This window comes from Streptomyces sp. NBC_00271, assembly GCF_036178845.1.
Lineage (GTDB): Bacteria > Actinomycetota > Actinomycetes > Streptomycetales > Streptomycetaceae > Streptomyces.
The window spans coordinates 11,329,085-11,341,937 of record NZ_CP108070.1 but is presented as its reverse complement, the minus strand read 5'-3'; the positions used below and the strand labels follow the sequence as shown (position 1 = coordinate 11,341,937).

The 12,853-nt window shown below is 68.8% G+C and carries 8 protein-coding genes and 3 pseudogenes; 8 read left to right on the top strand and 3 right to left on the bottom strand.

Features of this window, described 5'->3' with window-relative positions; genetic code table 11:
* Positions 1 to 750: 750 nt before the first annotated feature.
* A complete protein-coding gene (locus tag OG798_RS51770) occupies positions 751 to 1,203 on the top strand; it encodes a nuclear transport factor 2 family protein (RefSeq protein ID WP_097228514.1) in 453 nt (150 codons plus the stop codon).
* A 188-nt stretch (positions 1,204 to 1,391) separates the two neighbouring features.
* Here OG798_RS51770 and OG798_RS51765 read toward each other — a convergent pair whose 3' ends face one another.
* Complete coding sequence (locus tag OG798_RS51765; protein WP_328759788.1) at positions 1,392 to 2,000, bottom strand: TetR/AcrR family transcriptional regulator; 609 nt, start codon at positions 1,998 to 2,000, stop codon at positions 1,392 to 1,394.
* A gap of 46 nt (positions 2,001 to 2,046) precedes the next feature.
* Here OG798_RS51765 and OG798_RS51760 point away from each other — a divergent pair, with 46 nt between their 5' ends.
* Complete coding sequence (locus OG798_RS51760; protein ID WP_328759786.1) at positions 2,047 to 2,511, top strand: SRPBCC family protein; 465 nt, start codon at positions 2,047 to 2,049, stop codon at positions 2,509 to 2,511.
* A 180-nt stretch (positions 2,512 to 2,691) separates the two neighbouring features.
* Here OG798_RS51760 and OG798_RS51755 read toward each other — a convergent pair.
* A pseudogene (locus tag OG798_RS51755) lies at positions 2,692 to 2,856 on the bottom strand (transposase); the annotation flags it as partial.
* Positions 2,857 to 3,265: 409 nt separating this feature from the next.
* Between OG798_RS51755 and OG798_RS51750 the strand changes: the two are divergent.
* Both OG798_RS51750 and OG798_RS51745 read left to right on the top strand, forming a co-directional pair.
* Positions 3,266 to 4,471, top strand: coding sequence for an IS110 family transposase (locus OG798_RS51750; protein ID WP_328759982.1), 1,206 nt, complete (start codon positions 3,266 to 3,268; stop codon positions 4,469 to 4,471).
* 165 nt (positions 4,472 to 4,636) lie between these two features.
* Positions 4,637 to 4,801 (top strand): hypothetical protein, encoded by a 165-nt coding sequence (locus OG798_RS51745; protein ID WP_328760244.1) that lies wholly within the window; start codon positions 4,637 to 4,639, stop codon positions 4,799 to 4,801.
* Here the strand turns inward: OG798_RS51745 and OG798_RS51740 are convergent.
* Positions 4,751 to 5,206: pseudogene (locus OG798_RS51740) on the bottom strand (hypothetical protein); the annotation flags it as partial. The gene OG798_RS51745 and the pseudogene OG798_RS51740 overlap by 51 nt on opposite strands.
* A gap of 610 nt (positions 5,207 to 5,816) precedes the next feature.
* Between OG798_RS51740 and OG798_RS51735 the strand changes: the two are divergent.
* The 4 genes and pseudogenes from OG798_RS51735 (at position 5,817) to OG798_RS51720 (ending at position 12,624) form a co-directional block, all read left to right on the top strand.
* Positions 5,817 to 6,340 (top strand): annotated as a pseudogene (locus tag OG798_RS51735) (hypothetical protein).
* A 61-nt stretch (positions 6,341 to 6,401) separates the two neighbouring features.
* A complete protein-coding gene (locus tag OG798_RS51730; protein ID WP_328759784.1) occupies positions 6,402 to 8,603 on the top strand; it encodes a trypsin-like serine protease in 2,202 nt (733 codons plus the stop codon).
* Positions 8,604 to 8,730: 127 nt separating this feature from the next.
* Positions 8,731 to 12,105 (top strand): hypothetical protein, encoded by a 3,375-nt coding sequence (locus OG798_RS51725; RefSeq protein WP_328759782.1) that lies wholly within the window; start codon positions 8,731 to 8,733, stop codon positions 12,103 to 12,105.
* Between the two features lie 129 nt (positions 12,106 to 12,234).
* Positions 12,235 to 12,624, top strand: coding sequence for a hypothetical protein (locus tag OG798_RS51720; RefSeq protein ID WP_328759780.1), 390 nt, complete (start codon positions 12,235 to 12,237; stop codon positions 12,622 to 12,624).
* The last annotated feature ends 229 nt before the right edge of the window (positions 12,625 to 12,853 follow it).

Here is a 12,853-nt window from a genome sequence, read left to right as displayed (position 1 = left end):
GGGCCATTGCCGAGATGGTGGGCTGCTCAAGCAGCCCAGCAGCGCAGCCGCGGCGTACGCCGTGTGCATCGCGGACGGGTGCTCCTCGCCCGTCACGTAGTCCAATCGACGCCTCAACTCGTAGGCGTGGATCAGGAGTCCGAGGCAGTCGTTGGTCAGTCCCCCACCTCAGGAGAGCGAAGCGCCCGCCGGCGCGACCGCGTCAGCTCCGGATCCCTCTGCTCGGGAGCCTTCAAGAGTCCCCCGAGGTCAACTCGCTCGACGGGCAGAAGCCGTGGGGACTCCTCCGCGGACGGTGTGCTGCTGATGGCGGTCGGGCCCGTGCCGAGTCGGCGTCGCGTGGTGCTCATGACGGGAGTCTGACGCATGCCCGAAGGCCCCCGGAAAGGCACCCCGCATTGCCGATACCCATGCCGCCCCACTGATGGAACTCCAACTGCTCCAACTCCCCTGAGCCTGTGCATCGTGCGTACAGGCGCGCGCCGAGCGAGGTCGCCGAAGCCACCCTGTGCGGACTCTCACTCGTTCTCGTTCGTGCCGGCTGATCGCGATTGCGGTGCGCTCTGAGCGGGGCCGTGTCACATTCCGGAAGGCCGTGTCGTCGTACTGCTGAGACGAACACACCATCCAGCGAGTAGGCGACCCAGGGACGCTCGGCGGGATCGTCTGTAGCGCCGACGTGGAGGCTTCCGTCTCAGGGCGGACCGGTGTCGTTCGTGCACCGAGTTCAAGGTGACGAGGAGGAAACCGATGAGCGACTTTCAGGCCATCGCGGATCGCGTCGAGATCGAGGCGCTGCGCGGCGAGTTCACCGACGCGGTGATGATGCGCGACTACGACCGTATCGCCTTGCTGTTCACACCGGACGGCGTATGGCGTATGCCCAACATCCCCGTTGAACTCGAGGGGCAGGAGCCGATCCGCGCCTGGGGCAGGCGGGTGCCGGATGTTGTGGACTTTCTTGTGCAGAATACGCACCCGGGCGTGATCCAGCTTGACGGAGACACCGCGTCAGGCCGCGCGTATATGTCAGAGGTCGGGCGTGGCCGCGACGGCCGCGGAGGGCTGAACTACGCCATCTACCACGACCGTTACCAGCGCACCGACGACGGCTGGAAGTTCGCCGAGCGCGTCTACGAGGTGCGATACGAAGACGCCTCGCCGCTGGCCGGCTCACCGCCCCGCCCGGCTGAGGACGCGTGACCAGCCCACCGGCACCCCAGCAGGTCTGAGAACTGCGACGCGCACCGCTGCCGGCTTCGCCGCTGGCTGGACGGGTGGACCGGCCCCTCTCCGTCGCCCAGTCCGTACCAGAACCGTCTGCCTCGGCGACCGTTGCTCGAACGGTGGTCGCCGTCCGGCCCAGCCCCCTGGCCTGAGCGGCAACTCCGTTACTTCGAGCCGTAATACAGCTGGAGGAAGTCCTCCATGGCCGCGTTGACGCCGGCGCGGTCACCGGTGGCGAGCAGGTCGAGCAGCAGACCGCGGACGGTGGCGAGTCCCAGCCTGGCGCGGTTCCGGGCCACGGCAGGGTCCGCCCCTGCGGCGACCTCGGCGGCCACGAGCGGCTCCAGCCAGTCGTTCACGAGCCCTTCGAGAAGCGGGGCAGCCTCGGGGCGGCCCCGCAGCGCGTGCCCGTAGATTTCGAAGAAGAGCCGCTCCTGACCGGCCAGTCGAGGGTCCGTCAGCTGCTGCCAGAGGAGCCGCGCAGCATCGGCGGGTGAGCCACCGGGTTCCAGGCGGAGCCGGGACAGCAGATCACGCTGGCGCTGCTCCGACGTCCGGACGATCTCGACGAGCAGGTGTTCCTTGGAGCCGAAATAGTGGATCAGCATGCGGTGACTGACGCCGATCCCGGCGCCCAGGCCGCGCAGGCTCAGGTCTGCGATGCCGTGTGCCGCGACGTAGTCGACGGCCGCATCCACCAATTGAGCTCGCCGGTCCCCCTCCGTGCCGGGCACTGCCTCGCCCTCAGGATATGGGCCGTCCGTATTCGCCACGTCACGAGCGTACCAATTGGTACATGCCCTGTGTACCGTGTGGTACATGAAGTCTGTCACCGTGTCGATCGACGTACCGCAGACGCCCGAGCAGGTCTACGACTTCCTCGATGTCATGGCTCACCACGAGCGATTCACCAACCACTACCTGACCGGATGGCGCTACAGCGGCCCCGGCCGGGGCATCGGATCGTGCGCCACGGTCACCGCCGCGCTGGGCGGCATGAAGACCGACGTCACCATCGAGGTCGTCGAGGCCGACCCGCCGCGGCGCATCGTCGAACGGAACGTCAGCGCGGCCGGCCGACGCCTGGCCCAAGGCACGTACACTATCGAACCGCTGCCGACCGACGGGAGTCACGTGACGTTCACGTACGCTTGGACGCGCGTCCCGCTCGCCGACCGTCTGCTGGGACCCGTCGTCCGGGCCACGATACGACGCGCCAACCGCACGGTCATGCGACGCCTGGCCACCGAGTTGGCTCGCCATGTGTCCGCTGCTGGATCCTGACGTCGGTACATGTCGGTTCTTCTGCCCGGCCGGGACCGTCCTCGACGGCGTTACGTGACCTGTCGGTGTGTCTGAGCCAGTTGGTGGCTCACGGAATCCGCGGGCTGTTCGTCCGAGGCGGCACAGCGAGCCGCATCGCTCACAGCCTCTTTGTACTCCTGCCGGGTGGACAGCAGATGGCGGGCCGGCCGCCCTGCCGCCGAAGCCGGCGAGGCGGTCGGGAGTGCCGAATACCGTCATGTCTCCGCCGGTCGCGGCCACGAACTCGGCCCCCAGGATGGGGCCCATACCCGGCAGGCTGGTGATCACTTGAAGGGTGCGATGGTCCCGCGAGCGTGCCTCGATATCTGGGCGGTCAACCGCCCAGATTCCTCCGTGGCCGAGTGACCGAGCCTCCGCTCGTATCAGCAGACGACGCTGCCGCTCATCGAGATGCGGCAGAACCGCCCCGGACTTCGCCGCCCGCACGGCCCGTTGCACTTCCAGCCACCCATACCAGAGCCTTAAGAATCAGCAGTGGTTCGGGAGGACCAGGCACGGCTGATACCAGACTGCTGGACAATGGCGACGGTCCGGGAGGACTGGGCATGGCTGATGCCAGGCTGTCGTTGTTATGGCTTTCGTTGAATGGCCACCTGGTCCTCCGGGACGCTCTGTGTTGCTGATTGAGATCTGCGGTCATCGCTGGTTAAGGGCCTGCTGCGGAGTGTTCTACGGACCAAAAGGCTGGTCGGCAAGGAACGGAGCCGTAGCAATGAACACCCGGCACGAACACTTATGGGTCGGCATCGACGTCGGCAAGGGGCACCACTGGGCCGTAGCGATCAACTCTGCCGGTGAGGCCGTCTTCTCCCGGAAGATCCCCAACGACGAGACAGAGATTCTCAAACTCATCGCCACCGCCTGCGAAGTCGCAGACCAGGTGAAGTGGGCCGTTGACCTGCGGGGAAAGACCGCGACGCTGCTGCTGGTTCTGCTTGCCGCACACGGCCAGCACATCACCTACGTCCCGGGCCGGAGTGTGAGCCGGGGCGCTGAGGGCTACCGCGGCGAGGGCAAGACCGACGCGAAGGACGCCCTGATCATCGCGGACATGGCCCGCGTCCGCTGGGACTTCACCGCCATCAGGATCCCGCCCGAACAGATTTGCACCCTCCGCCTGTTGACCGCCCACCGGCGCGACCTGATCGCGGACCGCGTGCGGCTGGTCAACCGGATGCGTGACCTGCTGTGCGGCATCAGTCCCGCCCTGGAGAAAGCCTTTGACTACGCCCGTTCCAGGGGCGCAGTCATCTTGCTGACGCACTACCAGACACCGGCTGCTCTCCGCCGCACCGGCCTCAAGCGCCTGGCCAGCTGGCTTCAGCGACGGAAGGTCCGCAGTGCCCAGCGGCTGGCGGAGAAGGCCGTGGAGGCAGCTGAACAGCAGCACACCGCCCTGCCGGGTGAGGCCCGCGCCGCAGTCCTCCTGGGAGAACTGGCCCACCAGCTGCTCGCACTCGACGAGCGGATCGCGGCCAATGACAAAGAGATTCGGGACTTGTTCCGCACAGACGACCGCGCGGAGATCATCGAGTCGCTACCCGGCATGGGCCCCATCCTCGGCGCCGAGTTCGTTGCCATCACCGGAGACCTCTCGTCCTATCGTGACGCCGGCCGCCTGGCCGCGCACGCTGGCCTGGCCCCGGTCCCACGCGACTCAGGCCGCCGGACCGGCAACCTGCACAGGCCCAAACGCTACGACCGCCGCCTGCGCTGGGTCTTCTACCTCTCCGCTCAGAGCGCCATGATGTATCCCGGCTCGTCCAGGGACTTCTACCTGCGCAAACGGGCCGAGGGCCTGCGCCACGTCCAAGCTGTCCTCGCTCTCGCCCGACGCCGCGTCGACGTGCTCTGGGCGATGCTCCGCGACCACCGCCCCTACGTACCCGCCTTACCGTCCGCCTCAGCAAGCGGCTGACTCCACCGCGTCCTACGGGGCTTGACAGGTCATTGAGATTCAACGACCCGCCGAACGGAAAGCCGCGGGTTGAAGATCTGTACGCCCTAAGCTCGTTCTTTATCGTTTGAGCTGCCTTGAAAGCGTGTGCCGAGGCCCGACCGGACGCTGAGTAGGGTTGTGGCCATGGCCGAGGGAATGGGGCGGCGCCCCAACGTGGACCTGGACAGCGGCTTCGAGGACATGACGCCGCTCGTCTTGGAATGGCTCAGGGAGCAGGGTGTCGGTGCCATGATCCGGGTCGACGCGGAGCGCATGCCGTTCCCTTCTGAAGCCGTGTTCAGCGTCTGAGTTGGTCGCGTTCGGCGATGGTCTGGTGGGTTTCGGTGCACGGGCCGGGCAGGGCCATTTCGGGCGGAGGTTTCTGAACCCCGGCGAACCCGGGCGGGGTGAAGCCGCCCGGGTTCGGCGGGACTTTCCCAGGGACGAGGCGGAGTTGGGTGTAAGCGGCGACGACCAGCACAGATTCGTGGCCGCCGGGCAGACGGTCGACCTGAAGGCGAACCAACGTGCCCTTGATAATGGGGAGTTCGCCAACGGTCGGTGACCTGTGTGGTCGCGGTATCGGGCTCGCCCCAGGTGTCGGGCTTGGCGAAACGGAACTCCTTACCGTGCTTGGGAGGCCGCCCGCCCTGCGGCAGTGAGATACAGGAGTCCGTCGAGGAGACAGGCCATACGCGGGGCGTCGTAACCGGCGAACAGACCGCCCTCGACCTGCCCGCCTGGATGCCGAGCTCGCCCTGACCGGCCAAACCCGCCGATGGGAGCCCCGCCGCCCACGACGGCGACCGTTCCCCACTGGCCCTGGACCGACCTCATTACGAACGCGATCGAACCCACCCGACCTGACAACCTGGCCCTCGCCAGATAGGACAGGCGGCGCATCGACCCAGCATCAACCCAGAGATCACTTGCGGGTCAACCTTTAATCGAAGCCAAGCATGATAACGAGCTCCCAAATTAAAGTGAACATTACAGTAGCGATTCACAGCAATGTGATGCGCATCACATATACGGTCAACCCGAAAGCTCGGTTTTACCCCTATTTTTCCGATAGACAAGGCCCGGGGCGATGGGATTTCATAGCACAACTAAAGGGCAATCAAAGGCCTTTGGGCTGTTTATCTCATGCGGGTATCGAGGGCCGCCATCGGGGGGTGAGCTCATGAATTTACGTGTGCACGCTGTTCTATCTCGCTGCTTTATGCCAGATTTCCCACGCATCGATTCCGCTCCATCCAGCTGCCTTGAAGACGGCCTTCACACCTGCGTCGATCCGACGAATAGGGCTGTGATCGCAACTGTGATGAAGGCAAGGAAGAGACTCGTGCGGCGCATTCTTGGCGCCGCGGCTACAACCGCCCTGACCTGGCTCGTCGTAGCGCAGGGCCTGTTGGGCGGATCCGCGTCGACGGCGTCGACCGCCGCGGCGGTCCATGCCGTCGCCGACGAGACACCCGGCTACGCCGTGGAGGGCTTCGACTATCCGCAGGCCGACAAGATCCTCGCGGAGCAGGGCATCACCCTCAAGCGCGGTGACGGGCACATCGTCCTCGCCGACTGCGCGAGCCAGACGGGCCTGTTGGAGGTCTGGGCCCGTAGTTCGGACCTGGTCTGCTTCCGGGTCACCGGCAACTCCGGCTATCTGACGCTGGAGATCCCCTCGGTCTACGCCTCAGAGGCAACGACTACGCGGCGCAGGTCGACATGACCACCGCCGACGAGGAGCAGTCGTACGACATCGCCAAGAACACCTGGACGCCCGTGGGTGAGAGCGCGGACGAGCAGGGGCGCGAGTTCATGCTCGCGGAGATCAGGACCTCCAAGTAGCGCGCTAGGCAGCCCTGTTGCCCCGGCCAACGTCGTATCTCCCCCTCGTCCCAAGGAAGTCATGCTCACCCAACACACCAGATCCGTCCGCCGCGCCCTGCTCGCCACGGCCCTGATCGCCGCACCGCTCGCGCTGAGCACCCTGCCCGCGCAAGCCGTCACCGGCACCGCCGCCACCGGCACCACCTACGGCTACACCGCACGTCTGGACATCGGCCACGGCACCCGGGCCTGCGCCGGCGTCCTCGTCGACGCCGAATGGCTGCTCACCGCCGCCAGTTGCTTCGTCGACGATCCCGCCGCCGGCCTCGACGTACCCGCCGGCGCACCAAAACTCGCGACGACTGCGACCATCGGACGCTCCGACCTGACCACCACCGACGGCGTGGTCCGCAACGTGGTCCAGTTGGTCCCGCGCACCGATCGCGACCTCGTCCTGGCCCGTCTCTCCCGCCCGGTCACCACCGTCACCCCCGCCGTCCTGGCCACCACCTCGCCCGTCACGGGCGAGGAACTGCGCGTCGCCGGATACGGCCGCACCAAGGACGAATGGGCGCCGCTCGCGCTGCACACCGGCGCGTTCTCCGTGGACGCCTCCGACGCCACCACCGCCACCGTCACCGGCAAGAACGGCGTGTCCATCTGCGCCGGCGACACCGGCGGCCCCGAGGTCCGCGTGACAGGCGCCCAGGCCCAGCTCGTCGGCATCAACAGCCGCTCCTGGCAAGGCGGTTGCTTCGGCATCGACACCGCCGAGACCCGTACCGGCGGCATCGCCACCCGGGTCGACGACCTCGGCAGCTGGGTCGCCGCCCAGATCGCCGCGACGCGCGTGGACGACTTCAACGGCGACGGCACAGAGGACATCGCCGTCGGCGATCCCAAGGCGTCGGTCAACGGCCAGTCCGAGGCCGGCCTGGTGAAGGTCGTCTACGGCGGCGGCAAGGGCAGCGAGACGCTGCACCAGGACCTCGACTACGTGCCGGACACGGCCGAGGCGGGCGACGGGTTCGGCCAGGCACTCGCCTCGGTCGACTACGACGAGGACGGCTATACCGACCTGGTCGTCGGCATCCCTTCCGAGGACATCGGCGCCGTGGCGAACGCCGGCATGGTGACCATCCTCTACGGCTCCCCCGACGGCCTGGGCAAGGGCAAGGCCGCACTCAACCTGGTGCAAGGCACCGGCACGGGGGACATCCTGGCCGCCGTCTCGGAGGCCAACGACCAGATGGGCGCCGCGCTGGCCGCCGGCAAGACCGCCGCCGGTGAGCCGTATCTGCTGATCGGCATGCCCGGCCAGAACCTCAAGGGCTACGTGGACGCGGGCCAGGTCTTCTACCTGCGCGGTACCACCAACGTGAAGATCCACCAGGACTCTACGGGCGTGGTGGGTGTCATCGAGGCCGGTGACCGGTTCGGTGCCTCTGTCGCGGGCGACGCCAACAACATCACGATCGGCTCCCCGGGCGAGACCGTCGGCACCGCCGCGAACGCCGGCATGGTGACGATCCTGAAGCACACGCTGAACGCGGCCGGCATCCCCACCGCCGTGGCGAGCATCGACCAGGACAGCGACGGCATCAGCGACGCGGCCGAACCCGAGGACCTGTTCGGTGCGTCGGTGTCGACGGTCGCCTACCGTCCGTCCGGCGCAACCGCCGCCACCGACTCGATCATCGCCGTCGGCTCGCCCGGCGAGACCCTGTGGGTCGGCACGACCTCCTACGCGGGTGCGGGGCAGGTGCTCACCCTCCGGGTGACCGCGGCCGGCACCGTGACCCAACTGGCCACCGTCCACCAGGGCGTCGACGGGGTGAACGGGGCTTCCGCGGGCGGTGACGGCTTCGGCACGTCGGTCGCCGTCGCGAACACCGCGCCGAACGCCTCGGGCACGGCCACGACCATGCTGCTGGCGGTCGGCGTCCCCGGCAAGGACATCGACACGGCCACCGACGCGGGCATCGTGCAGACGTTCTCACTGCTGGGCGCGCCGGGTGACTCCGACCACTGGATCCAGGCGGGCAACGAGCGCGGCCTGCCCGGTACTCCGGGCGCGTCGCAGCTCGTGGGCACCTACCTGTACGCCACGCCCACCCATCTGTGGATCGGCATGCCGAACGGCCCCTCCGAGCGCGGTGCCGTGCACGGCCTGCCGTGGTCGAACGCCATGGGCGGCACGGGAGCCACGGTGACGACATATCAGCCCGGTCTGAACGGCCTGCCCCTCACGGGCAAGGCCTTCGGCATGGCGATCGGCTGACCCGCGGGTCCGTCGCCGATCCGCTGAACTCGCGCGCCGGACAAGGGCGCGGCTCCCCCGTACTCCGCCCGGCGGTGTGACGCCATCCGTGCGTCACACCGTCGGGCCCCGATCCCGGAGGCCAGCTTTGAACACGACCTACTGGAGCAGACGGCGCGTTATCGGCGCCCTCGCGGCCACGACAGCCGTCGCCGCCACCTCCAGCCTCGTTCTCAGTTCAGCCCCTGCCGAAGCCGCCACCACTGCTCCGCCGGACGATCTCGACGAAGGTGACCCGTTCAACCTGCCCGACACCGACCGGGCGAAGGCCGTCAAGGCGTGGCTGCTGGGCGGCAAGGCCGTGCGCGCCGCGGCGGAATCGGTACTGATCGGCTCCGACACCGACGTCCAGACCTTCCTGACGGTCGATCTCCCCAAGGCCACGGCGGAGGACAACCGTGTCGCCATCCTCACCTCCCTCGCCGGCGGCGGGAAGGGCACCCGGCGCGAGGCCGCCGCGGCGCTGGAGGGCGGTGACGCCTCCATCGCCGAGTACCTCGCGAGCGGCTTCAAGACCGCCCTCGTGGAAGACCTGAGCGTCGCCACCGCGACCGTGATGGCCGTGGGTGACAAGGGCGTACGCCGCTACGGCAACGCCGCCCTGAACGCGGGCACGCAGGCAGCCCTGGAGCAGTTCCTCACCGCGGACCAGTACACCGGCCGCCTGGAGGACATGCGCGTCGAGGTGACCAAGCTCCTGGTGCTGGCCGGTCCGGAGGTGCAGAAATACGCTTCCCGGGCGCTGGACGGGACCGAGGCCGACATCGAGTGGTTCCTCGACACCGGCCAGCACATCGCCCGCGCCCGCGACCAGGAGTCCGCGACGATCGAGGAACTCGTCGCGGTCGTCGAACGCGAGGGCAAGAAGGCCGACGCACAGACGAAGGAGGCTGAGGAGGCCTCCGCCCGCGCGGTGGAAGCCGCCGAGAAGGCCAAGCAGGCGGCGGAGACCGCCGCGGCGGAGGCCCAGGCGGCCCAGGACGACGTGATCAAGTCAGGCAAGGCGGCCCGCAAGGCGGCCGAGGCCGCGACGGGCGCGGCCGACTCGGCCCGGGTCGCCATCAGGGCCTCCCACGCCGCCGTCCAGGCGTCCCGTCGCACCGCCTATGCCGCCACCGCCGCGAGCCAGGCCGCGGCCACCGCCGGATCCGCCGCCGCCACGGCGTACAACGCGGCCATCGCCGCGTTCAAGGACGCCACCAAGGCAGCCGCCTGCAAGGACGCCGCCGTCGCCGCCAGTAATGCCGCGGCCAAGGCCCGTAGCGCGGCGAAGGCCGCCGACGCGGCCGCCACCTCCTCCGCTGCGGCCGCGAACGCCGGGGCCGCCGCCGCCGGGGCCGCCCGTAACGCCGCCGCCGCGAACGCCTCCGCCGCGGCCGCGGCCTCCGCCGGCAAGGCGCAGGCGGAGGCCGCGGAGGCTAAACGGCAGGCGCAGATCGCCAGCACCAACGCCACGATCGCCACCAACGCGGCAGGCACGGCACAGACGTTGGCGAATGCGTCAGCGGCCGCCGCCCGCACCGCGCGCGACGCCGCGAACAGCGCAGCCGACCACGCGGACAACGCCGCGACTGCTGCCGAGTGGGCGTTCGAGAACGCGGGCAAGGCCATCGACTACGCCAACGAGTCCACCGCGTTCGCCAACTCGGCCACCGAGGCGGCGAACACCGCCACCGACGCCGTCACCCAGGCGATAGCGGTGGAGAAGGCGGCGCGGGAGGCCGAGTGGCAGCGCCTCGACGAGGACATGAAGCAGGCGATGGAGGAGACCGGCCTGCTCGCGCAGATCGAGGCGCAGGAACGGGCGGAACGCGCCGAGAAGCGCACCCAGGACGAGCAGGCCGAGCAGGCGACGAAGGACCTCGTCGCCCAGGCCGAAGCGGCGCTGGCTGCGGGCGACACGGGCCTGGCCGCCACCCTCGGACGCAAGGCGGCCATCGCCCTGATGAACTCCCAGGGCTCCTGGTCGTGCGAGGCGGCCCGGTTCGCCCTGTGCGGCACGGACGCCGACGTACATGGCTGGATCGACACCGACCGGCAGCTCGCACAGGGACAGGACGACCGGGAGACCGTCCTCTACTTGGCCCAGATCGCCACCCCGGACGTCGCGGGCGCCGCGAACGCGGCGCTGGCGAGCGACGCCGCGGACGCCGCCACCCGGTTCCTCGCCGACAGCGTCATCGAGGCCGCCGCGACGGACAACCGCGTCGCAGTCGCCAGGGTCCTGGCCAACAACCCCGGCAGCGCGGTGAAGAAGGCGGCGAACGCGGCGCTGGACGCCGGCACCGCCGAGGCGCTCTACGAGTTCCTCAGTGTCACGTACGAGGCGGCGCAGCAGGAGGACGACGCGGTCGCCACCGCCACCCTCATCGCGAACGCGGGCCCGTACACGCAGGCCCACGCCCAGGCCGCGATGGAGGGGCCGGCGTGGATGCGCCGCAACTTCATCGCCTCGGCGCAGCACCGGACCGCACAGCTCGACTACGACTCCGCCGCCCACATCTCGGGAATCCAGGGCGCGATCGCCGCGGCCGCCAAGATCGCGCACCATGCCCAGGAGAGCGCCGCCCGTGCGCAGCAGGCGGCGGCGACGGCGCGCAACGCCGCCGCCGAAGCGCAGCAGTGGTCGGACAAGGCGAACGCGTCGGCCGAGCAGGCCGCTACCGCGGCCACCCAGGCGGACGCGAACGCGGACGCGGCCGATCAGTCGGCCAAGGACGCGCAGGCCTCGGCCGACAAGGCCAAGGCGGCGGCCAGCACCGCGCGTTCGGCCGCGCGCTCGGCGAACTACTCCGCCAACCGCGCCGTGGACGCCGCCCGCCGCGCGGTGGCCTCCGCCAACTCGGCCCAGGCGTCAGCCGCTTCGGCCCGCGCCTCCGCCATCCAGGCGGGCCAGGACGCACAGACGGCAGCGGCCGCGGCGAGCCAGGCGCACCAGATTGCCTCGGCCAAGCGCCAGGCGGAGATCGCGGCGGCCGCCAAGCGGGCGGCCGAGGAGGCCCGCGAGGCGAAGGAAGCCGGTACGAACCCGGCCGACACCACCGACAACGACACCGTCAAGGGCGGTCTTCCCTGGTGGAAGGAGGACGCCAGGTGGCTGGCGAACGCCACCAACTGGCTCAGTATCGGCTTCGGTTTCGCCTCCGCCTTCACCGGCCTCGTCGGCCTGGCGGCCGGTTTCTTCTTCCCACCCGCCGTGCCGTTCATCGAGGCCCTCGCGTCCGGCTTCGCGTACACCTCCCTGGCGTTCTCCGGACTGAACGTGCTGTTCACCGGAATCGGCTACGGGTTGTCGAGCAGCGAGTTCAAGTCGTCCCTCGGGAGCGCCGCTCTGGGCGTGCTCACCTTCGGCCAGTCCAAGTGGATCGGTGCTGCGGGCGGCTCCACCGTCGTCACGAAGGTCAGCCAGTTCGGCCATGACCTCATCTCGCCGGTCACCGGCGTATTGGGGTCCCTGTTCTGATCCATTCCGATCCAATCAGATTCAATCCGATCAGATTCGATCTGATTCGAATCGATAGGATGCGGGGCTCACACCGGGGGTCGGCGGCATACCTGCCGACGGCCCCCGGGCGCCGCCGAAAGGACCGCCGTGCTCGCGCAGCTTCCCCTCGTCTACCTGTTGCTCATCGCGGCGTTCGCCACATTCGTCCTCTGCTTCGTCGTGGACAGGTGGATGAAGGTCCGCAAACTGACGCTGTTCGTGCTGGTGGTCTCCCTCTGCTGCTGTCTCGGCATGATCGCGGTAGGCGCCTTCCAGCCCGCGCACTGGAATTCCCGGCAGATGCTGGTCATGTATTCCTTCGTGTGGATCGGCCTCGCGGCAGGCCTGATTCCACCCAGGAAACTATTCCTCGAATACGGCGACGAATGGCGGCGAGGAGTCAAGCGGGACGCCTACGCCTACCCCGTGCGATATCAGGTGGTCATGTATGTCTCGGTCGGCGTCATGTGCCTCTTGGCATTCGTTCTCGCGACCTGACCGCATACCGATTTGGTCAAGGGGTGAGTGGGGTGGCGTGGTGTTCGCCCTTGTCGACGTCCAGGCCGAGGTGGACGTCGATGTCGCTGGTGTCGATCACGTCGCCCGAAGGCCGGTAACCCCGTTGCCCGGGCTACGAAGACGGTAATGGGGGCGGCGGTTCCGTGTCCCGCGTGAAAACCCTGGCCGACTCGTCCTCGAAGACGATCCAGCCATCGCAGGCCGCCGC

Excerpts from the sequence above, each read along its gene's own strand:
- OG798_RS51730 (WP_328759784.1), top strand. The coding sequence starts at position 6,402 with ATGCTCACCCAACACACCAGATCCGTCCGCCGCGCCCTGCTCGCCACG.
- OG798_RS51745 (WP_328760244.1), top strand. The coding sequence starts at position 4,637 with ATGGCCGAGGGAATGGGGCGGCGCCCCAACGTGGACCTGGACAGCGGC.
- OG798_RS51760 (WP_328759786.1), top strand. The coding sequence starts at position 2,047 with ATGAAGTCTGTCACCGTGTCGATCGACGTACCGCAGACGCCCGAGCAG.
- OG798_RS51770 (WP_097228514.1), top strand. The coding sequence starts at position 751 with ATGAGCGACTTTCAGGCCATCGCGGATCGCGTCGAGATCGAGGCGCTG.
- OG798_RS51750 (WP_328759982.1), top strand. The coding sequence starts at position 3,266 with ATGAACACCCGGCACGAACACTTATGGGTCGGCATCGACGTCGGCAAG.